Annotated in this window: 22 protein-coding genes; 8 read left to right on the top strand and 14 right to left on the bottom strand. The window is 41.1% G+C overall.

The genetic code is table 11. The features are described from left to right. Both D8845_RS09755 and D8845_RS09750 read right to left on the bottom strand, forming a co-directional pair. Nucleotides 1-196: hypothetical protein (locus D8845_RS09755; RefSeq protein WP_142998978.1), on the bottom strand; the 196-nt coding region annotated here is incomplete at its 3' end. Nucleotides 197-254: 58 nt separating this feature from the next. Further along, nucleotides 255-701, bottom strand: a complete 447-nt coding sequence (locus tag D8845_RS09750; RefSeq protein ID WP_125453288.1) for a hypothetical protein — start codon at nucleotides 699-701, stop codon at nucleotides 255-257. Nucleotides 702-845: 144 nt separating this feature from the next. Between D8845_RS09750 and D8845_RS09745 the strand changes: the two genes are divergently transcribed. Further along, entirely contained in the window at nucleotides 846-1,178 is a 333-nt protein-coding gene (locus D8845_RS09745; protein WP_125453287.1) for a helix-turn-helix domain-containing protein, read from the top strand. A 300-nt stretch (nucleotides 1,179-1,478) separates the two neighbouring features. Further along, nucleotides 1,479-3,323: an APC family permease gene (locus D8845_RS09740; RefSeq protein ID WP_125453286.1), complete on the top strand. Its 1,845-nt coding sequence runs from the start codon at nucleotides 1,479-1,481 to the stop codon at nucleotides 3,321-3,323. 90 nt (nucleotides 3,324-3,413) lie between these two features. Here D8845_RS09740 and D8845_RS09735 read toward each other — a convergent pair whose 3' ends face one another. The 4 genes from D8845_RS09735 to D8845_RS09720 form a co-directional block, all read right to left on the bottom strand. Continuing rightward, on the bottom strand, nucleotides 3,414-5,378 hold the full coding sequence (locus D8845_RS09735; protein WP_125453285.1) for a peptide ABC transporter substrate-binding protein: 1,965 nt from the start codon (nucleotides 5,376-5,378) through the stop codon (nucleotides 3,414-3,416). A 136-nt stretch (nucleotides 5,379-5,514) separates the two neighbouring features. After that, nucleotides 5,515-5,649, bottom strand: coding sequence for a 50S ribosomal protein L34 (gene rpmH, locus D8845_RS09730; protein WP_000831905.1), 135 nt, complete (start codon nucleotides 5,647-5,649; stop codon nucleotides 5,515-5,517). A 144-nt stretch (nucleotides 5,650-5,793) separates the two neighbouring features. After that, entirely contained in the window at nucleotides 5,794-7,008 is a 1,215-nt protein-coding gene (locus D8845_RS09725) for a pyridoxal phosphate-dependent aminotransferase (RefSeq protein WP_000666476.1), read from the bottom strand. A gap of 156 nt (nucleotides 7,009-7,164) precedes the next feature. Next, entirely contained in the window at nucleotides 7,165-7,467 is a 303-nt protein-coding gene (locus D8845_RS09720) for a hypothetical protein (RefSeq protein ID WP_185757446.1), read from the bottom strand. Nucleotides 7,468-7,628: 161 nt separating this feature from the next. On the opposite strand from D8845_RS09720, the gene D8845_RS09715 reads away from it, so the two are divergent. Continuing rightward, complete coding sequence (locus D8845_RS09715) at nucleotides 7,629-8,081, top strand: universal stress protein (RefSeq protein WP_000079148.1); 453 nt, start codon at nucleotides 7,629-7,631, stop codon at nucleotides 8,079-8,081. Between the two features lie 34 nt (nucleotides 8,082-8,115). On the opposite strand, the gene D8845_RS09710 is transcribed toward D8845_RS09715, so the two are convergent. After that, nucleotides 8,116-9,504 (bottom strand): Cof-type HAD-IIB family hydrolase, encoded by a 1,389-nt coding sequence (locus tag D8845_RS09710; RefSeq protein WP_125453284.1) that lies wholly within the window; start codon nucleotides 9,502-9,504, stop codon nucleotides 8,116-8,118. Between the two features lie 65 nt (nucleotides 9,505-9,569). On the opposite strand from D8845_RS09710, the gene D8845_RS09705 reads away from it, so the two are divergent. Beyond that, the gene (locus D8845_RS09705; protein WP_125453283.1) at nucleotides 9,570-10,532 is read left to right on the top strand and encodes an asparaginase; all 963 of its coding nucleotides are present in this window, start codon (nucleotides 9,570-9,572) and stop codon (nucleotides 10,530-10,532) included. Between the two features lie 166 nt (nucleotides 10,533-10,698). On the opposite strand, the gene ccpA is transcribed toward D8845_RS09705, so the two are convergent. Further along, nucleotides 10,699-11,709, bottom strand: coding sequence for a catabolite control protein A (gene ccpA, locus D8845_RS09700; protein ID WP_125453282.1), 1,011 nt, complete (start codon nucleotides 11,707-11,709; stop codon nucleotides 10,699-10,701). A 234-nt stretch (nucleotides 11,710-11,943) separates the two neighbouring features. Here ccpA and D8845_RS09695 point away from each other — a divergent pair, with 234 nt between their 5' ends. Continuing rightward, nucleotides 11,944-12,261, top strand: coding sequence for a DUF960 domain-containing protein (locus D8845_RS09695; RefSeq protein WP_000886035.1), 318 nt, complete (start codon nucleotides 11,944-11,946; stop codon nucleotides 12,259-12,261). A 44-nt stretch (nucleotides 12,262-12,305) separates the two neighbouring features. Here D8845_RS09695 and folK read toward each other — a convergent pair whose 3' ends face one another. The 6 genes from folK to D8845_RS09665 all read right to left on the bottom strand — a co-directional run bounded on the left by folK (nucleotide 12,306) and on the right by D8845_RS09665 (nucleotide 18,263). Then, complete coding sequence (gene folK / locus D8845_RS09690) at nucleotides 12,306-13,118, bottom strand: 2-amino-4-hydroxy-6-hydroxymethyldihydropteridine diphosphokinase (protein WP_125453281.1); 813 nt, start codon at nucleotides 13,116-13,118, stop codon at nucleotides 12,306-12,308. Nucleotides 13,119-13,159: 41 nt separating this feature from the next. Further along, nucleotides 13,160-13,714 carry a GTP cyclohydrolase I FolE gene (gene folE / locus D8845_RS09685; RefSeq protein ID WP_023940374.1) on the bottom strand — a complete coding sequence of 185 codons (555 nt, stop codon included), beginning with the start codon at nucleotides 13,712-13,714 and terminating at the stop codon, nucleotides 13,160-13,162. Continuing rightward, nucleotides 13,695-15,017: a bifunctional folylpolyglutamate synthase/dihydrofolate synthase gene (locus tag D8845_RS09680; RefSeq protein ID WP_125453280.1), complete on the bottom strand. Its 1,323-nt coding sequence runs from the start codon at nucleotides 15,015-15,017 to the stop codon at nucleotides 13,695-13,697. The genes folE and D8845_RS09680 overlap by 20 nt, the downstream gene beginning before the upstream one ends. A gap of 1 nt (nucleotide 15,018) precedes the next feature. After that, complete coding sequence (gene folP, locus D8845_RS09675) at nucleotides 15,019-15,996, bottom strand: dihydropteroate synthase (RefSeq protein ID WP_185757445.1); 978 nt, start codon at nucleotides 15,994-15,996, stop codon at nucleotides 15,019-15,021. 89 nt (nucleotides 15,997-16,085) lie between these two features. Next, on the bottom strand, nucleotides 16,086-16,793 hold the full coding sequence (locus D8845_RS09670) for a CPBP family intramembrane glutamic endopeptidase (protein WP_125453279.1): 708 nt from the start codon (nucleotides 16,791-16,793) through the stop codon (nucleotides 16,086-16,088). A gap of 51 nt (nucleotides 16,794-16,844) precedes the next feature. Beyond that, nucleotides 16,845-18,263 (bottom strand): NCS2 family permease, encoded by a 1,419-nt coding sequence (locus tag D8845_RS09665; RefSeq protein WP_125453278.1) that lies wholly within the window; start codon nucleotides 18,261-18,263, stop codon nucleotides 16,845-16,847. A gap of 188 nt (nucleotides 18,264-18,451) precedes the next feature. Here D8845_RS09665 and D8845_RS09660 point away from each other — a divergent pair, with 188 nt between their 5' ends. The 3 genes from D8845_RS09660 to D8845_RS09650 all read left to right on the top strand — a co-directional run bounded on the left by D8845_RS09660 (nucleotide 18,452) and on the right by D8845_RS09650 (nucleotide 21,735). Then, nucleotides 18,452-19,264, top strand: coding sequence for a Cof-type HAD-IIB family hydrolase (locus D8845_RS09660; protein WP_125453277.1), 813 nt, complete (start codon nucleotides 18,452-18,454; stop codon nucleotides 19,262-19,264). Nucleotides 19,265-19,488: 224 nt separating this feature from the next. Next, complete coding sequence (adhP, locus tag D8845_RS09655) at nucleotides 19,489-20,508, top strand: alcohol dehydrogenase AdhP (RefSeq protein WP_000649186.1); 1,020 nt, start codon at nucleotides 19,489-19,491, stop codon at nucleotides 20,506-20,508. Between the two features lie 237 nt (nucleotides 20,509-20,745). Beyond that, nucleotides 20,746-21,735, top strand: a complete 990-nt coding sequence (locus tag D8845_RS09650) for a PTS sugar transporter subunit IIB (protein ID WP_125453276.1) — start codon at nucleotides 20,746-20,748, stop codon at nucleotides 21,733-21,735. Nucleotides 21,736-21,747 lie beyond the last annotated feature (12 nt).

The raw sequence follows: 21,747 nt of genomic DNA, 5'->3' as shown, positions 1-21,747 counted from the left end.
CTGAACCCCACTTCTTATCAAATAAATTATCACTTGATGAATTTTCGGAAAAATAATTAGATATACTTATACCTGCAGCAGCAAAGATTCCCAACATAACAATCGTAAGTAATATGACTTTCACTAAACTAAATTTTTTAGTTTTCTTGCCATTCTTATTATCCTTTTTACCTTCTTCGTTTTTCTTCTTTCTCATATATCTTATTCTCCTTGATTTTTGTATCTATTCTATTAGCAAAACCTGAGTTTATTTCTTAATAATCTATGTTATTTAGATATTTTTGAAATTCCTCTTTTTTCATGTACTGTGGACTAGGCATTTCAGGTATATTCTCAATATTTTCAATAATATTTGAAACAACTTCTAAGGCAATCCATTTAAAATTGGACTGTTTTTCTATTGTTTCATTTATATTTTTCCACTCTGTGGGAACCATATACGAGGGATCTTCTGGAAGTTTAGGATAGGTTCCTTTTTCAATAATTTTAGAAAGAAATCCGTATTCTCCATTTGGTAATGTTAGTAACAAATAACTAACATTTCTCTGGTACAAGTCCGATTTTGTCGTAAATAAAACTTTTCCACCATTATTTTTTGCAAAATAATAATGAGCTTCTAAGTTACCTAACTGAGAATATTTCTTCTCACCATTTCCCATGTCCCATTCTTGTAATTTATACACAGCTATTTCTTCTGTCATATCACTCCTCCTAGTGTATTGTTTTTTATCTATTTTAACACAAAATTGTACACTACGCTATACTATATTTAATTTTTAGATAGTTAATTGTACTTAAAAAATCATATAAAGGATAGTAGAATAATACAAAAGAGGAAATTACGTATGGAAGCTAATCAATTACAAAAATACATAGCAGAGCGTATAAGAGAATGTAGAAAAGAACAGAATCTCAGCCAAGAACAATTATCCAATAAAGCCGAACTAGGTGTTAAAGCGATACAAAACATCGAGAATATGAAATACGATTTTAAAATACACACACTTGAAAAGGTTCTTACAGCTTTAGACATGACCGTAGAAGACTTCTTTAATTTCCCGCTTTCAGATAATTCCGTCCCTATCACTACATTGATTGATAACATCTCAGATTTATCACACACAAAAAAATTAAAAATCATTTCTTTGTTCAATGAAATTGTAAAAAATATAGATTAAAAGAGGAACTCTCAATGAATTCCTCTTTTTGTATGCTACTTTAACTTTCCTTTGGTTAGTTTTATGGTTAATTTATGCCTTAATAACGTCATGAGTCCTTAAACTGTACGCCAAACACTCTAAGTGTGCGTATCAAAAATCATCTCTTCTAACCTCGTTTTCTATCTACTATTATAGCAAAAAAACTGACCTCTCTCCTCATCTGAAAAAAATATTCTAAAACCCATTATCATCTCTTGACGCTCTTTTTCCAAAGCAGTATAATAACACTTATTGAATTTTTCAACAAAGGAAACAACTATGTTTACAAAATTAAAACAGACCTTTATCGGTCGTCCTCTTAAATCCTTAACCGAAGGAGAAGGGGGACTACTGGGAAAAATGCAGGCACTGGCCATGTTGTCAAGCGACGCTCTGTCCTCCATCGCCTATGGACCTGAGCAAGTAGTCCTCGTCTTGGCTAGTCTCTCTCCTCTAGCTATATGGTGGAGCCTTCCTATCGGCCTCTTTGTCCTCCTTCTCCTAGCTAGCCTGACCGTTTCCTACCGTCAAATCATCCATGCCTACCCTCAAGGGGGAGGGGCATATATGGTTACTCGAGAAAATCTATCTCCCGAACTTGGCTTAATCGCTGGAGGTAGTCTGCTAGTTGACTACATGCTGACCGTAGCGGTATCTGTTGCATCTGGAGCCGATGCTATCTCAGCAGCTCTCCCTGCTCTCCACCCTTACAACCTCCACATCTCCATTTTTCTAGTTTGCTTGCTTATGCTCTTGAATTTACGGGGCTTAAAAGAATCTGCCAGTTCACTGATGATTCCTGTCTATCTCTTTATCATCAGCACTGTCTTTCTCTTACTCTATGGAATCTTTCAACTAGTGACAGGTTCTCTCAGCTATCAGGCGACTTCACCTATTGGTCATGCTGTTCCGAGCCTGTCTATCGTTCTTATTCTAAGAGCTTTTACCAGCGGATCTGCCTCTCTGACAGGGGTTGAAGCTATTTCAAATGCCGTTCCCTTTTTCAAGGCTCCAAAAGAAAAGAATGCCGCTCAAACCTTGACCATTATGTCACTGATTTTAGGTTTTCTTTTTGCTGGTATCACCTTCCTAAACTACTGGATGGGGATTCTGCCTCAACACGGAGAAACTATTCTTTCACAGATGGCTCAGGGTATCCTCGGCACTTCCTTCTTAGGCCACCTTGGGTATTATATCTTCCAATTCTCCACAGCCCTGATTTTGGCCGTAGCTGCAAATACTGGCTTTTCGGCCTTCCCTATGCTGGCTTACAATATGGCTAAAAACAAATACATGCCCCATCTCTTTATGGAAAAAGGAGACCGCCTAGGCTACTCTAATGGAATTTTAACTCTGGCATTTGGGGCTATGATTCTTCTTCTCATTTTTAATGGCAATACCGAACGTTTGATTCCCCTTTATACTATCGGGGTCTTCGTTCCCTTTGCCCTTTCTCAGACTGGGATGATTCGCCATTGGAAAAAAGAAAAAGGGGCCAACTTCTTAAAACCTGCCCTTGCCAATATCCTTGGAGCTATCATTTGCTACGCTATCGTGCTAATCCTGCTCTTTTTCCGTCTCAGTGATATCTGGCCTTTCTTCCCGATTATTCTCGTACTCACCCTACTCTTCTTGGCGATTCATAGTCATTACCAAAAAGTGGCCCAACAACTACGACTCTATGAAGGCATCGAAAAACGTACCTACGATGGAAATCTAGTTCTCGTCCTAGTAGGGAATGTCACCCGTGTAAGCGTCGGAGCCATTAACTACGCTCAAAGTATCGGTGATGAAGTCTTAGCCATGCACATTTCTACTAAGGAAACAGCAGAAAAAGACCAAGAAATTCTCCAAGAATTTGTCGATTACTTCCCAACCATTACTCTGAAAAATATCAAGACCAGCTACCGCGACATCATCACCCCTACTGTCAAGTATGTCAAACGAATTTCCGAGGAAGCTCAGAGAAAGAACTATACAGTCACTGTCCTCGTTCCCCAGTTTATCCCCAATAAACCTTGGCAAAATATTTTACACAATCAGATGAGCCTCAAACTCAAATACGCCCTTCGTTGGCACCAAGACGTCGTTGTCGCTAGCTACTCTTATCACTTAAAAGAATAAAGAAAAGGCCCTACCAGAATCAAAAGCGTCTGGTAGAGCCTTTTTCTGAATCCAGCCACTATGCTTAACTGAAAAGCATGACTAGGAATATCATTGAATGTGGTTAGCTAAATCTTCCTGAGCTTTTTTATTTGACTCAGCTTTTTCTTTCAGCCATTTTTCATAGAGTTCTTGGTACTGTTTAGCAGTTACTGCCTCTTTTTGCAATTCAACATATTTGTAGTTATCAGCATTTCCTTTATTCCCAACGAATGAGAATGGGCCTGTAAACGGTACAGTCTTACGGAAGATTGGGTTAGCTCCACCACTTTGAACTGGTAGGAAGAGGGCACTATCTGTCAACCAAGCTTGGGCTTCAGCATATTTTTCATAGCGAGCCTGATTATCTGTGATTTCCGCATCTGCTTGATCCAAGAGTTTCTTATAGTCAGCAAGACCAATCTTGTCCTTAACTCCCTTATCTTTTCCTTCAGACAAGCCCATGTTTTTCAACTGAGAACCTGTCTCTGGATCAAGAATCGCTAGGTAAGTCTTAGGATCTGAGTAGTCTCCACCCCATCCTGAGATGTCAATATCGTAGTCTTTTTGTTCTGCTGTATCTGCAAAGTAGGTTGCCTGGTCTTTTTCATCTGGAGAAAGTTGGATAACATCAATGACTACATTCTCTTTACCAAGAGTTTCTTCCACTGTTTGTTTGAAAGATCCAGCCTGTTGCACATCCAACTTAGCAGTCTGGTCAACTGGCATATCCAAATGAATTGGGAAGGTTACTCCTTGAGCTTGCAGACTTTCTTTGGCCTTAGCAAACTTCTCTTTGGCCTTGTCAGGGTTCAAGAAGGCTTGCTTACCATCGTTTAGGTTAATATTTGCCCAATCTTTACCGTAGTTGACAATTTTTTCATTGACAATGTCACCGAAGTTCTTATCGCCAACTTGGACAAAGTTACTTGGTGTAACTGTGTTACGCAAGATACGGTCTGCTCCATCTTCACCATTTGTCTGTGCTGCATAAGCATGACGATCAAAGGCAAAGTTGATAGCCTGACGGAAATCTTTATTTTGCATAGCCGCGCGTGAATCTGTCTTTTCCTTATCAGACTGTTTCATAGTCTGCTTGTAGCTTTGGCGGTTTACATTGAAAAGATAGTAGAAAGTAACTGAGTTTTGCGGTGTATAGGTAATTTTGTCCTCATTACCTTTCTTGAGTTCAGCAAAAACTGAGCTAGTTGGGAAAATACGACCATCAGTATAGTTCCCATCCAAGAAACCTCTTGTAATGCTATCTTGGTCAGAACCATCAAAGAAAGAAAGTTTCACTTTCTCAATTTTGACATTATCTTTATCCCAATAGTTAGGGTTCTTATCAAATTCAATTAATGATTTTGAGGTGAAGGATTTAAACAAGTAAGGACCATTTGACAAGATGCTTGACGGTGTCACACTTCCAAATTCGTCTCCTTTAGACTTCAAGAAGGCTTCATTCACTGGACTAAGAATACTTGCTGTCGTTTTAGAGTTCCAGTAACTCTCAGGTTGGTTGAGGGTGTATTGCAATGTGTAATCATCTACAGCCTTAACACCTACAGTACCAAAATCTGAAGATTTCCCTTCCACATAGTCTGCTAGACCCTTGATAGAATCTTGTACCAAGTACAAGTTTTCTGCTTTTTTATCAGCAGCATATCTTAGACCAGTTACAAAATCGTGAGCCGTTACATCTGCATATTCTTCTCCCTCAGAAGTATACCATTTCGCTCCTTGACGGATTTTATAAGTATAAGTCAACCCATCTTTAGAAACCGTCCAAGACTCCGCCATAGATGGTATTAAGTTACCATATTTGTCATTTTCCAACAAACCATCAATCAAGTTGGTTGTAATACTAGATGTAGAATCACGTGTCGAAGTGATATAATCCAGAGTATCTGGATTGCTGACGAAAATATAAGAGTATGTCTTTTCTGGATTACTTGATTGAGAAGATCCACATGCTGCCAGAGCAAGACCGGCTGTCAAAGCCATCGCTCCAAGAAGCATCACTTTTGATTTTTTCATGATTATTCTCCATTTTTACAGTATGTGAAGTATTATACACTATCCAAGCAAAAATATAAAGTTTTTTGTACTTTTTTACAAAAATAAAAATCAGTAGACTCGAGTTCCTACTGATTTTTGATATAGTTCGTTTGGATTATGCAGCCAAAACTTTGCGTCCTTTACGACGACGAGCTGCCAATACGCGACGACCGTTTTTAGTTGACATACGGTTACGGAATCCGTGTTTGCGCGCACGACGAAGTTTACTTGGTTGATAAGTACGTTTCACGATGAATACCTCCTCATAGATTTTGTATTCGTTTAGCCGGCTATAAAGTGATCAGTTACTAAACATACTTTACTATTCTATCTGATTCTTTTACTTTTGTCAATAGCTCTAGTCAAATGTTTCCAGCTTTTTCTAATGTAAGCCCTATCTACGATACTGTTTCAAGAATCGAGTCATCTTTTCTTGGATTTGGGCTAGTTCATCGACACGAGGAAGGTAAACGATACGGAAGTGGTCTGGTTCCTGCCAGTTGAAACCTCGACCATGAACCAAGAGAACCTTTTCCTGTTTCAAGAAATCAAGGACAAACTGTTCATCATCATCGATACGGTACATATTGCGATCGATTTTAGGGAAGATATAGAGCCCAGCCTTGGGTTTAACCGCAGACAAACCTGGGATATCCTGAATGGCATTGTAAATGAAATTTCTTTGCTCGTAAATTCGTCCACCAGGAAGGAGCAATTCATCAACTGATTGGTGGCCACCCAAGGAAGTTTGTACGACTTGTTGGGCCAAAACGTTAGAGCAGAGGCGCATATTGGATAGCATATTGAGCCCTTCGATATAGCCCTTGACATGAGTCTTAGGTCCAGACAAGACCATCCAACCCACACGGAAACCAGCAATACGGTGAGATTTTGACAGACCATTCATGCTAACACAGAAGACATCTGGTGCCAAGCTCGCCACAGGCGTATGCACATGTCCATCCATTACCATGCGGTCGTAAATTTCATCCGCAAAGATAATCAAATCGTTTTGACGAGCAATCTCAATAATCTCCAACAAGAGTTCCTTAGGATAAAGGGCTCCAGTTGGGTTATTTGGATTGATAAGGACGATTGCCTTGGTATTGGAAGTGATTTTTGACTTAATATCGTCAATATCTGGGTACCATTCTGCAGCTTCATCACAGACATAGTGAACGGCATTTCCCCCAGCTAGGCTGACAGCTGCTGTCCAGAGAGGATAGTCTGGCATAGGCACCAAGACCTCATCCCCATTGTCCAAAAGCCCCTGCATGGACATGACAATCAGCTCACTGACACCATTTCCAAGGTAGATATCATCAATATCTACATTTGGGAATTTCTTCAATTGGCAATACTGCATGATAGCCTTACGGGCTGAGAAAATCCCTTTTGAGTCAGAATAACCTTCACTATCCCGCGCATTCATAATCAAGTCATGAATGACTTCGTCTGGCGCTGTAAAACCAAATTCTGCTGGATTCCCTGTATTCAGACGTAAAATCTTTTCTCCGTTTGCTCGCATCCGCATGGCTTCTTCCAAAACAGGACCACGGATATCATAAGCAACATGCTCTAACTTACTAGACTTGTTATATTCTTTCATCTTGTTTCCTCAATTCATCAGGATAGTAACATTATACCACTAGAAAGAAAATGCGACAAGTTTACTGAAATGTGTTACTAAAATCCTACAGAAGAAAAACCTCACTAAGAGCGAGGTCAAGACAGTGGAGATAGCAGGTGTTTTGCGAAAGTCACATCACATACCAAAAGATAAACCTAGAAAAAGCAAGCCTAAAAAGGAGTCATAGAGAAGATTGAACATGAGGAAAAGTCCCCATATCATCAAATAATCCCAACGCCCACTTCGTTTAGCGACTAGGAATAAGATTAGATGGTAGAGTAGGTGAAAGACTAAAAATCCGATAAAACCTGGATAGAGAAGTGGAATTAGCTTCTCTAATTGCCAGATCATGATAACTTCTAGCAAGACTGAAACTAGGATAATTCCATAATAAAGGAAATTTGATTTTTTTGCTTCTTGAAAAGAGTGCTTCATCATTCTCCCTCCCTTCACTTGTTTCCTGCTATCCTTTCTTTTATTTTATCATATATTTATATAGATTTTAAGCGCTAATATTCTTTTAAAAAATACCTTTTTTGCTTTACTTCTATAGTGAAAAGGTTTACAATTATAGTAAGAAAATTTCAGGAGGTTTCATTATGGCACAACGTTACCAAAATATCATGGTCGCAATCGATGGTTCTAAAGAAGCAGACTTGGCTTTTGTCAAGGGAGTTCATTCTGCTCTACGAAACGACGCTAAACTCACCATCGCACATGTCATTGACACACGCGCACTCCAAAGCGTATCCACCTTTGATGCTGAAGTTTACGAAGAACTCCAAGTCGACGCTGAAAGTCTGATGAAAGAGTACGAAAAACGTGCTAAAGATGCTGGTGTGGCAGATGTTCATATCGTCATTGAAATGGGAAATCCAAAGACCCTACTGGCACGTACTATTCCAGATGCAGAAGAAGTGGACCTCATCCTCGTTGGCGCAACTGGTCTCAACGCCTTTGAACGCCTCTTGGTCGGCTCTTCATCTGAATACATTCTCCGCCATGCTAAGGTCGATTTGCTGGTTGTGAGAGAACAAGAAAAAACCTTATAGTCACGAAGAAAAGGAGCCCAAAGCTCCTTTTTCTTTACTGTTTATTTCTCTCTTTATGGCGTTCATAAGCCTTGAGTTGGCGCTGCAGTTCCTTTTTAATAGCAGGTTCTGGAGCATATTTTTCTTCCCAATCATCTGGCTTTAAGATTTTGTGGGTCACTGGATCAAAATGAGCCTTGCCATCTGGGAAAATTTTCCCCATATTGGCCTGATGGACAATATCAAAAATACGTTCTGGATCCACCCCCATCAAAACAAAACTACCGTAGGTAAAGTAAAGCGTGTCAATCAAGGCATCTACCTGCCCTATCAAATCTTGCTGAGCAGGCGTCTTCTTAGCTACTTTATCTGCCGCCTTATCAAGAGCTTGATGAAGTTGCGATAGAGCTTGACCAAAATCTTCTTCAGAGGGACTTGCAGCTCGAACAAACTCCACCAATTCTTCTATTTTAAAGCCAGCCCTATGGGTTGCACCTTCTAAATCCCAAGCTCGTGGTTCTTCTTGGGTCCGTTCATCCATCATGTGGTGGAAGGTCTTGACCTTATTGAAATGATAGTCACGGCTGACAAAGACTTTTTCTGAGGCCAGAACACCAAAATGTTCCAGGGCCTTGTGAATTCCGTCTTGCTGATTGCTGGTAGTGATGTGCTTGGCAACTTCCTTGACACTGCTACTACCATTTCCCATAGCGACCGACATACCGACACCCGCCAGCATTTCTAGGTCGTTATCTGAGTCACCAAAGGCCATGACTTGGTTGAGATCAAAACCATATTCTTTCCCGACTCGGCGTATGCCTTCCAATTTAGAGTTTCCTTGATTGATGACATCCGCTGCAAAAGGATTGCTACGTGTCAATTTCAAATCTTCAAAATCAGCCGCCGCCTTCTCAGATTCTTCTGGCGTCATCAGCATCAAGACTTGGTAGATAGGCTGATTCATCAGATGAAGCAGGTCTTCTTCCTTTTGGGGAACAACCTTGCTGACCATACGATTAAAGGAATGACTCACTGTCCGAGTTAAAACTGAGGGAACGAAGCGACTGATTCGTTGGGAAAAAGAACCCAAACCAAAGGACATGATTTTAGAACCCAGCATGGCATCCTTGGTCCCTAGGGCAATCTCCTTGCCCTCTTTTTTAGCATAAGTAATGAGCTGGCGTAAATGTAACTTGGAAATAGGGCTCGTGAACAGGACTTTATCTTTAGTAAAGATATACTGGCCATTGTAGGTTACCGCAAAATCCAGATCCAAATCATCCATCAATTCCTTAACAAAAAAAGGTCCTCGCCCTGTCGCTACACCAACTAGCACTCCTTGTTCTTTGACGATTTTAATCGCGTCCTTAGTGGATTTCAAAACACTCTTGCGATCGTTGACCAAGGTTCCATCGATATCAAAAAAAACAGCTTTGACTTCCATCCTATCCCAATCTCCCCTTTTGTGATACAATGATTATACCACATTTCAGAAAGAGTGAGTAAATCATGCCTAAGAAAATTCTTGTTTTACATACGGGTGGGACTATTTCCATGCAAGCCGATGCTTCTGGCGCTGTTGTGACGAGTTCAGATAATCCCATGAACCATGTGTCCAATCCCCTCGAAGGAATCCAAGTCCACGCTTTAGACTTTTTTAACCTGCCAAGCCCCCATATCAAACCCAAGCATATGCTGGCCCTCTACCGAAAAATCAAAAATGAAGCAGATAACTACGATGGAGTGGTGATCACACACGGGACCGATACTTTAGAGGAAACAGCCTATTTCCTTGATACCATGGAAGTTCCCCATATGCCTATCGTTCTAACAGGTGCCATGCGCAGCTCCAACGAACTCGGTAGTGACGGTGTTTATAATTATCTGAGCGCTTTACGAGTGGCTAGCGATGACAAGGCTGCTGACAAAGGGGTTTTAGTCGTTATGAACGATGAAATACATGCTGCCAAGTATGTTACCAAAACACATACGACTAATGTCAGTACCTTCCAAACTCCTACTCACGGTCCCCTTGGTCTGATTATGAAACAGGAAATCCTCTACTTCAAAACAGCTGAGCCCCGTGTTCGCTTTGACCTTGATCACATACAAGGATTAGTCCCTATCATCTCTGCTTATGCTGGTATGACAGATGAGCTGATTGATATGCTGGATTTAGACCAATTGAACGGTTTGATTATCCAAGCCTTCGGAGCTGGTAATATTCCCAAAGAAACGGCTCAAAAATTAGAAAGCCTTCTGCAAAAAGGAATCCCAGTCGCTCTGGTTTCACGATGCTTTAACGGTATCGCTGAGCCTGTTTATGCCTACCAAGGTGGGGGCGTGCAGTTGCAAAAAGCAGGTGTCTTCTTTGTTAAAGAACTCAACGCCCAAAAAGCCCGCTTGAAACTCCTCATTGCCCTCAATGCCGGACTAACCGGACAAGCTTTGAAAGACTATATGGAAGGGTAATACTCTTCGAAAATCTCTTCAAACCACGTCAGCTTCCATCTACAACCTCAAAGCAGTGCTTTGAGCAGGCTGCGGCTAGCTCCCTAGTTTGCACTTTGATTTTCATTGAGTATAATTCCCTTCTCTAAAAACAAATCAGGAAATCTTCACGATTCCCTGATTTTTTCTATTTACGTTTTCGTGTTGAACGACGTTCTGTCAAACCGTGAGGTAAGAGAACTTCACGTTCTTCCAACTCTTCCTTGTGCATAATCTTAGTCAACATACGCATACTAATAGCACCAAGGTCATAAAGAGGTTGGGCAATAGTTGTCAAGTTTGGACGGGTAAAGCGTGAGATTTGTGAATCATCACTGGTAATGATTTCAAACTCTTCTGGTACTAACACACCCTTATCAGCAAGTCCGTTCAAGACACCTGCTGCCAACTCATCACCTGTTACAACTGCTGCAGTTGCGTTTGATGAAATCAAGCGTTCTGCCAAGGCATAACCATCTTCATAAGTGTATTTAGACTCAAATACCAATCCTTCGCTATAAGAAATACCTGCTTTTTTCAAGGCCTCCTTGTAGCCAACCAAACGAACCTTACCATTGATGTCATCCACTAGTGGACCGCTAACAAAAGCGATGCGCTCATTTTCTTTAGCAAGGTAGGTTACTGCATCAATCGTTGCCTGTTTGTAGTCAATATTGACACTTGGAAGCTGATGTTCTACATCCACAGTTCCTGCAAGAACAACTGGTGTTCGAGAACGAGAAAACTCTGAACGAATTTTTTCAGTCAAGTGGTAGCCCATAAAGATAATACCATCCACTTGCTTAGAAAACAGTGTATTGACCACTGAAACTTCCTTGTCATCATCCTCATCACTATTGGCAAGGACGATATTATACTTGTACATTTCAGCGATATCATCAATCCCTTTGGCAAGCGTTGAGAAATAACCATTGGTAATATTGGGGATCACAACACCGACAGTGGTTGTCTTTTTACTTGCAAGACCACGCGCCACTGCATTTGGACGGTAATCCAAACGATCAATCACCTCAAGCACTTTTTTACGGGTGTTCTCTTTTACATTCTTGTTGCCATTGACTACACGGCTAACTGTCGCCATTGAAACTCCTGCTTCACGGGCGACATCATAAATCGTTACTGTATCGTCTGTATTCATTCCATTTCCTTTCTATATCATACCTCACGAGACTCCAAAAAGAGACGGTATGAAAATTTCGTTTTCATGATTCTACTTATTCCATTTTATCACTATTTGTAAACACTTTCAAGCATTTTTTGAAGATTATTTGAAAAAATTTCATAGGAAGCTATGTTTATGAAGAAAAAATCACCTTTTCTTGATTTTTAATCCTATTTGCTGTATGATAAGGGAAAAGAAAGGGGAAGAAATATGGCTTTTACCAATACCCACATGCGATCGGCTAGTTTTGGCATTGTTACCAGCTTGCCTGATGATGTCATTGACTCTTTTTGGTATATCATCGACCATTTCTTAAAAAATGTCTTTGAATTGGAAGAAGAACTTGAGTTTCAATTGCTCAATAACCAAGGAAAAATTACCTTCCACTTTTCAAGTCAACACCTCCCTACAGCCATTGATTTTGACTTTAACCACCCTTTCGACCCTCTTTATCCCCCGAGAGTGCTGGTTTTAGACATGGACGGTAGAGAAACTATCCTCCTCCCAGAAGAAAATGACCTATTTTAAAAACTCTAGCCTTCAGTTAAAAACTACTGAAAACTAGAGTTTTTTTATTTTTTCAAAGCATTATACAAGTTACGGATCGGTTGCTTTAATGTCGGATGGATAAAATGAGGCGCAATTTCTTGTAGAGACTCAAGAACAAAAAGGCGTTCCGCTATGTAAGGATGGGGCAAGATGAGGTCGTCTGTATAAAGAATCTGATCCTCCACAAAGAGCAAGTCCAAATCAATCAAACGAGGCCCCCAATGTACTTCTCTCACCCGTCCCATCTCTGACTCAATGGCTAACAAGGTCTCCAATAGAACTGGGGCCGGCAACCAGGTTTCAACCTCAACCACTTGATTGGTAAAGCTATCCTGCTCAACACCGCCCCAAGGCTCCGTCGTCAAGACACTGGACTCTTTGAGAATATGAATACCTCGATTTCGCATCTTCTCAATCGCTTGCTCCAAGTTTGCTTGCTTATCCCCCATATTGCTTCCTAGGGCGATAAAGGCCCGTTGCTTACGGCGCTGAATGGTTACTGAGCAGGTATCTAGTGGCAAATGTACTGGCGCCCAAGGTTTTTTCAGTTCCAGCTTCATTTCTTGGACAAGAGGATAAGCCTCAAAAGTACGTTCTACCAGTTTGTAGGCTACCGTTTCAATCAAGTCCTCAGTTGTTTCCTGAAACCAAGTCGTCCACTGCTGACACAGCTCTCCGTAATGGACAGAAGCTGTTAAATCCAAGTCTGTAGCCGCCTTGGTCATATCATAGGATAGGATTGCGGAAATAACAAACTTCTGCCCCAATTCCTTCTCACTAGGAAAAAGACCATGATAGGCAAAAATTTCCAAATCCTTAATCTGCAGTTGATCCATAATGATTCCTTTCTAGAAAAATCCGCCCAAAGCGGATTTTTTTACAGTCCCATTAAACGATAAGCTTGGTCGCGGAGGTCCTTATCTGTTTCAAATAGACCACGAGCTACTGTCGTCAAGGTTGCAGTCCCTGGTTTTCTGACACCACGCATGCTCATACACATATGTTCCGCCTCAATGACAACAAAGGCTCCTTTAGCACCTAGATAGTCCATCAAGGCATCGGCCACTTCGATATTCAAACGTTCTTGAATTTGTGGTTTTTTCGAATAAACTTCAACCGTACGAGCTAGCTTAGACAAACCTGCCACACGACCATCTGGAATGTAGGCAATATGCGCTCTCCCATAAAATGGTAGAAAGTGGTGTTCACACATGGTATGGAAAAAGATATCCTTTTCTACCACCATGTTATCGTCAATAATCTCAAAGGATTTTGACAAATGTTCCTCCGCTGTTTGACCAAGACCTGAAAAAATCTCTTGGTACATACGAGCCACACGAGCAGGTGTTTCCTGCAAGCCCTCGCGATTAACGTCCTCTCCGACAGCCTCGATAATCATTTTTACAGCTGTTTCAATCTTTTGTGTATCCATTTTCGTTCTTCCTCTCCATCAGATAGGCTCTCACTTGGCTCAAGAAATACAAGGAACCCGTGACAATCCTAACTGTTTTTTTCTCTTCTTTTTTATCTGTCAATTTCTGCTCTAGAAATTCCTGCCAACCTTGGTAGCTGAGATTTCTAGACTTAGCTGCCTCTTTCAGCACGTTTTCATCAGTCGCCCGACTATCGTCAAAATGTGTCAGGGTAAGCTCGGTATCTGGGATTTGCTCCAACAAATCCAACATATCCTCCAAGGCCTTGGTTTTGATACAAGTAAAGAGGATTTCCTTATGATAATCCGCAAAGCGTTCTTGCAAGGTTGCCAATAAAGCCTTGATAGCATGGGGATTGTGGGCTCCATCCAAAATCATCAAGAGATCTCTTGACACGATTTCCAAACGCCCTGGCCAACTTGTTTCTTCCAAGGCTTGAGCAAGCAAAGTATTAGCTGGTAACTCTCGACCATCTTCTTTACAAAAAGTATCAAGTAAAGCTATAGCCATCCCAGCATTCTCTATCTGGTGCAAACCCAACAGGCCAGTCTGGAAGCGACCTTGTCTGACAACACTTGTATAGTCAAAGACTTCGCCTGTAACCATACTCTTTTGATGGCGGACCTGATAATCTGTCCCGTAGGCAAATCTCGGCGCATCTTTCCCTTCCGCAATGCGGTCAATCACAGCCAAAGCTTCTGGAGCGATACGACCTGTCACCAAGGGAATTCCTTGTTTGATAATACCAGCTTTCTGCTCTGCTATGGCTTCCAAGGTGTCACCAAGTAGGGCTACATGGTCCAGTCCAATAGTCGTAATGCCTGTTAAAATGGGATGGCAGACATTGGTACTATCCAAAAGTCCACCCATGCCGACTTCCATGATAGCCACATCTACTTGCTCTGAAGCAAAGTAGTCATAGGCTATAGCTGTAATTATCTCAAATTCAGTTGTCCCCTGCAAATTGGCAGCCGATTCCCCCTCAAGCAAAGACTGATAGTCCACCATGAGAGCTTCTAGTCTAGCCTCTGGGATAGATTCCCCATTGATGCTAATCTGGTCTGTATAATGAATGAGATAGGGCGAGCTAAACACGCCAACTCTCAGCCCTAGCTTTTCCAACATATTTTTCAAAAAAGCAATGGTCGAACCCTTGCCATTGGTCCCTCCGATATGGATGACCTTGAGTTTGAGATGGGGATTGCCACGCAAAGCTAATAGTTCCACCATTCGTTCCAAGCCAAAATGCGGTTGGTCCGTCCGATAGTGGGCAATCCACTGATTGTTTTCTATTTCTTTCATCTTATTTATATTGTTTTAAATCTAGATTTTCCGCTTCATCAGCCAGACGAATAGCGGAGGCAATTTCAACTGCCATCCTGTGGCTAGCTACGTCATGCACGCGTACCACTTCTACACCCTGTCTCGCAGCGATACTAGTTACATGAGCCGAAGCCGTGTCCCGATTGCGGAAACCAAGCTCTGTCTCAGGATTGACTTCAAAACCACTTTCTTCAAGGATATTGATGACAAATCGCTTACGCGACACTCCGAGAAAGATTGGATAGCCTTTCTGATGTAGTTTATCCAGATCCCGTAAAAGAAGTAGATTTTCTTTCTTGGTAAGACCAAAGCCAATTCCCGGATCCAACAGGATATTTTCTTGTGCAATCCCAGCTTGATTTGCTCTAGCTAATGCTCGTTCAAAGAAAGTCTCCATCAAGTCTTCGATTGGCAATTTTTCGAAGTCAGCTAACTCTTCCTCTGTAAAAGCTTGATTAAATCCAAAGTGAGGGAATATGCGCGAGCTAGGGTGCTGAGGTCGAGCCATAACAGGATTAAACATGATGACCACTTTCGCTCCAGCCTTAGCTACCACATGGGCCATTTTTTCATCACCCATGAGTCCTGTGATATCATTGACTAGGTTGGCACCAGCAGCCAAAGCAGCCTCTGCCACCTGACTTTTCCAAGTATCAATGGAGATGAGGACATCACTTTCCTTGCGAATAGCTTTAATCACTGGAACAACACGCTGGATTTCTTCTTCTATCTCAACATAACTACTTCTTCCCGGCCGAGTCGATTCTCCGCCGATATCGAGCATACTGGCTCCTTCTGCTATCAATTTACGAGCCTGCTGGAGCGCCTGCTCAAGAGCAAAAAATTGACCACCGTCCGAAAAGGAGTCTGGGGTTACATTGATAATTCCGCAAATAGCTGTCTTTGCATGATTGGCTTTACTTGACATATCGGTCACTCCCTCAAGGCTTTTTACCATATTATCTCTCTATTTTACCATAAAAAGAAAAAGATGGACACGATTGCATTCATCTTTTTCCCAGTAGAAGCAAGCAATTGTCAAAAATCTTAAACAGAAATCCCTAATGTCCGACTCATGATCACCACAAGTGCCAATAAACAGAAAAAAACTCCATTAACAATCATGTGAAGCAAGATAGACATTTCCAAACGTTGGGTCTTGTAAGCCGTCCAAGACAGAACGATCGACATACCTCCATAAATCAATAAAGAAGGTAAATTACTTGGTTGATGCAATAAAGCAAACACAATCGTACCGACTACAAATCCCAAGTTCTCCTTGCCTCGGAAAATCTTTTTAGGAACAATCCCACGGCACAAGATTTCCTCACAAATCGGAGCAAGCAAGGCCAATAAGAAGAAACTGGAAATCAGAGAACTATTCTGAACCATATCGTTAATCTGAGACTGGTTACCTGTTGTCGTCTCATTTGACAGTTGTAACAAGATAGAACCAAGTATATTTGAACAGATAATGACTAAATAACTCAAGCCCAAACGTGCCAAATCCTTAGCTCTAAAAAAAGAAAAATTAAAACTTGCTAATTGCGTTTTACGAGCTCCAATAATAAATAGCACCAGAACCACAATCGAAATACCAGCAACTATCAGTCCTGACTGTAATAGCGGTACTTCTCTTAAGGTTAAAATAGCAGTAACCCCTATAGGAATCTGATATAAAATTGTCGCTAGCAGAAAGATTAACAGCCAGCCTGCACGATTCAATAATTCTTTCCACATATTTTTCTCTTTCATTACCTATCTCCTTTGTATTCAAAAAGGGGGAAATCCCCCTGGGTAATTCTATTATAGGGCCATACTGATGTAGTTAAGGATAAACAAGGCATCCAAAATCCAAATCATGACGTGAACATCTTTAGCTTGACCTTTGACAAGCTTAGTCAAAGTGTAAGTCAAGAAACCAACTGCAATCCCTTGAGTGATAGAGTAGCTGAATCCCATAAAGATAGATGTGAAGAAGGCAGGAACTGCTTCAGCCATATCATCCCAATGGATATTTTTCAAGCTACCTAGCATCATAATCCCAACAATAATCAAGATTGGAGCTGTAGCAGATGAAGGCACAATAGCTAGAAGTGGGCTAAAGAAGCTTGAGATCGCAAAACAGATTGCCACGACCAAGGCTGTCAAACCAGTACGTCCACCTGCACCGATACCAGCAGCAGACTCAACATAAGTCGTTACGTTCGAAGTACCAGCGATGGCACCAATTGAAGTACCAATCAAGTCAGAGTAAAGAGCCTTATCCAACTTAGCTGATTGGTGATTTTCACCATTTGTCGCTACGATACCAACTTTTTCACCTGTACCGATCAAGGTACCAATCGTGTCAAAAATATCTGTCAATGAGAAGGCAAGAATTGCCATAAGAGTTTCAGGCAAGCGAGCTGTATCTGAAATCAAAGCTCCCAAACCTTCTGAACCAAGAGCTGCACCAAAGACTGTCTTCAAGTCTTCAAAGGCTGCACCAACATGGTTATTAGCAAAATCGATACTAGACAAATCTACCAAACCAACTGCAATAGCAAGAATAGTTGTTGTCAAGATAGAGAGGATAATTCCCCCTTTAATTCCTTTGATAACAAAGAAGATTGTAATGGCCAGTCCTGCAAGTGCCACCAAAACAGCTGGGTTATTAAAGTCAACCAATCCTGGAACTGCTGAAGAGTTTGCTGCAATCGTTGCTTTAGCTTTGTCAGCCCCTTCTCCTACAACAGTATAGTTACCTGGATCAATCGTAAATTTCAAAAATCCAGCATTCTTAATTCCTACGTAGGCAAGGAAGACACCGATACCAGCTGAAATAGCTGAGCGAAGGGCATTTGGAATCGATTCAATGATCATTTTACGAACATTTGTCAAGGTAATAATCAATGAGATAAGTCCACAGATGAAGACCATAGCTAGGGCTTCTTGCCAAGAATAACCAAGTCCAAATACGACTGTAAATGTAAAGAAGGCGTTAAGACCCATACCTGGCGCTTGGGCATAAGGTAAGTTAGCGTAGAAGGCCATCATCAGGGTACCAGCAACTGCACCAATGATCGTCGCGAGGAAGACACCCTGAGCAGGCATCCCTGTTTGCGAAAGCATTTGTGGGTTTACAAAGAGAATATAACTCATTGCAAAGAAAGTTGTTAAACCAGCGAGAACCTCTGTACGAACGTCTGTACCGTTCTCTTTTAGTTTAAATAATTTGTCCATTATTAATCTCCTTTTAATTTTTACGAACAATAATAGAATTATATCATTTATCATTCACTTTTTCAATATCTTTTTTGATTTATTTAAGAAATTGATCCAATTTCATTTTTTGTTTGGAATCTGCTTTTCTGCCTGCTTTTTGTTATAATAGAAGACATCTTATCTGGAAAGACACTAGAAAGGTTTATATGACGAAAAAAATTATTGCAGTTGACCTGGATGGAACCCTACTCAACTCAGACAGTCAGATTTCTGACTTTACCAAAGAAATCATTAAAAAAGTTGCTGCAAAAGGGCATCAGGTTATTATTACAACAGGCCGCCCTTACCGCATGTCAAAAGATTTCTACCGTGAATTAGGCTTAAATACTCCTATGATTAATTTCAATGGCTCCCTTACTCATTTACCAGACCAAGTTTGGGATTTTGAAAAGTGTTTGACTGTAGACAAAAAATATCTTTTAGATATGGTTCGACGTTCAGAGGACATTCAAGCCGATTTTGTCGCTGGAGAATACCGTAAAAAATTCTACATTACAAATCCTAATGAAGAAATTGCCAATCCCAAACTATTTGGTGTAGAAGCTTTCCAGCCTGAAGATCAATTCCAGCCTGAATTAGTGACCAAGGATCCTAACTGTATTCTGTTGCAGACCAGAGCCAGTGACAAGTATGCCTTGGCAAAAGAAATGAACTCCTTCTACCAGCATCAACTTTCTATCAATACCTGGGGTGGTCCGCTCAATATCCTTGAATGTACCCCCAAAGGTGTCAATAAGGCCTTTGCTTTGGACTACTTGCTCAAGGTAATGAACCGCGATAAAAAGGATTTGATTGCATTTGGAGATGAACACAACGATACCGAAATGCTCGCTTTTGCTGGGAAAGGTTATGCAATGAAAAATGCCAACCCAGAGCTACTCCCCTATGCGGATGAGCAAATCGCCCTGACCAATGACCAAGACGGTGTTGCTAAAACCCTGCAAGATTTATTCTTATAGTCTATTCTGACCAGCTTGCGAGCTGGTCTTTGTGCTCTTTTCACAGTCTCATCAACCAGTTAATCGATTGTTCTATTTTTTACCTCCAAAACCTTGGAAAAGGCTTTCTTTTGTGATATACTTCACATATAAATACAAGAGAGCTCGTCACACTCGACTCTGTTGACACAAAATCAATCCAGTCCTGTTGTCCCTGTTCTCGGCCAATATCAAGGAGGATAGCTATGAAAGCTGTTGTTGTAAATCCAGAAAGCACTGGTGTTGCTGTTGAAGAAAAAGTACTCCGTCCACTTGAAACTGGAGAAGCGCTTGTAGAAATTGAATACTGTGGTGTTTGCCACACTGACCTCCACGTTGCCCATGGTGACTTTGGTCAAGTACCAGGACGTGTTTTAGGACATGAAGGTGTTGGTATCGTTAAAGAAATTGCACCAGATGTTAAAAGCCTTAAAGTCGGCGACCGCGTCAGCGTTGCTTGGTTCTTTGAAGGATGTGGTACTTGCGAATACTGTACAACTGGTCGCGAAACCCTTTGCCGTACAGTGAAAAATGCCGGCTACTCAGTAGATGGTGGTATGGCTGAACAATGTATCGTAACTGCAGACTATGCTGTTAAAGTTCCTGACGGACTTGATCCAGCCCAAGCTTCTTCTATCACATGTGCTGGTGTAACAACCTATAAAGCCATTAAAGAGGCCAAAGTTGAACCAGGCCAATGGGTTGTTCTTTACGGTGCTGGTGGACTTGGTAACCTAGCTGTTCAATACGCTAAAAAAGTATTCAATGCTCATGTTATCGCAGTTGATATCAATAACGACAAACTTGCCCTTGCAAAAGAAGTAGGCGCTGACATTGTTATTAACGGCCTCGAAGTTGAAGATGTACCTGGACTCATCAAGGAAAAAACTGATGGTGGAGCTCATTCAGCTGTCGTAACTGCTGTGTCTAAAGTTGCCTTCAACCAGGCTGTTGACTCAGTTCGTGCCGGTGGTCGCGTAGTCGCTGTTGGTCTTCCTTCTGAAATGATGGAACTCAGCATCGTCAAAACCGTTCTAGATGGAATCCAAGTCATAGGTTCTCTTGTAGGAACTCGTAAAGACTTGGAAGAAGCCTTCCAATTCGGTGCAGAAGGTTTAGTAGTTCCAGTTGTGCAAAAACGTCCAGTAGAAGATGCTGTAGCCATTTTCGACGAAATGGAAAAAGGTCAAATCCAAGGACGTATGGTACTCGACTTCACCCACTAATCTAATAGAAACCTATTTTAAAAGTTGGAATACGCTTCCAACTTTTTTATATTAAATTTTTAAATAAGAATTCAAAAAAACTTCTCTAAAACTCAATATATCAATATTTTCAGATGTAATCTTTTTAATTATTTTATGATAAATAGTTGATTTTTTTATGAAAACGGTTTATACTAATCTAGTCTTAAAGTTTTCTTAAACAATGGGCACAACATTTTATAAGGAGGAATGACAATAATGAGTATCGGAATCATTATTGCGAGCCACGGTGAATTTGCTGCAGGTATTCATCAGTCAGGATCTATGATTTTTGGTGAACAAGAAAAGGTTCAAGTTGTAACCTTTATGCCAAATGAAGGTCCAGATGACCTATATGCTAAATTTAACAACGCTGTGGCTGCATTTGACGCAGAAGATGAGGTGCTAGTTTTGGCTGACCTTTGGAGTGGTTCTCCATTCAACCAAGCTAGTCGCGTGATGGGAGAAAATCCTGATCGTAAGTTTGCCATCATCACAGGACTTAACTTACCGATGTTAATCCAAGCCTATACAGAGCGCCTCATGGACGCTACAGCAGGTGTGGAAAAAGTCGCTGCGAATATTATCAAAGAAGCCAAAGATGGCATCAAAGCTCTTCCAGAAGAGTTAAATCCAGTTGAAGAAGTTGCAAGTGCTGCAGCTGCTCCAGTTGCCCAAGCTGCTATCCCAGAAGGAACTGTTATCGGTGACGGTAAACTGAAAATCAATCTTGCCCGTCTAGACACTCGTTTACTTCACGGTCAGGTTGCAACTGCTTGGACTCCAGATTCAAAAGCAGATCGTATCATCGTTGCTTCAGATAATGTTGCAAACGACGATCTTCGTAAAGAATTGATTAAACAAGCGGCTCCGAATGGAGTAAGAGCCAATGTTGTACCAATCCAAAAATTGATTGAGGTTTCAAAAGACCCACGTTTTGGAGAAACACATGCCCTTATCTTGTTTGAAACACCTCAAGATGCTCTTCGTGCAATTGAAGGTGGCGTGCCAATCAAGACTCTTAACGTCGGATCAATGGCTCACTCAACTGGTAAAACAATGATCAACAACGTTTTGTCTATGGACAAAGAAGACGTTGCTACATTTGAAAAAATGCGTGACCTCGGTGTTGAATTTGACGTACGTAAAGTACCAAACGACACTAAAAAAGATTTGTTTGACTTGATTAGCAAAGCCAACGTTCAATAACAAATATCAAAC

This window comes from Streptococcus mitis (assembly GCF_003942865.1).
In the GTDB taxonomy this organism is placed as follows: domain Bacteria; phylum Bacillota; class Bacilli; order Lactobacillales; family Streptococcaceae; genus Streptococcus; species Streptococcus mitis_BI.
Note: the sequence above shows the minus strand (reverse complement) of the source record. Positions and strands in the feature narration are given on the sequence as shown.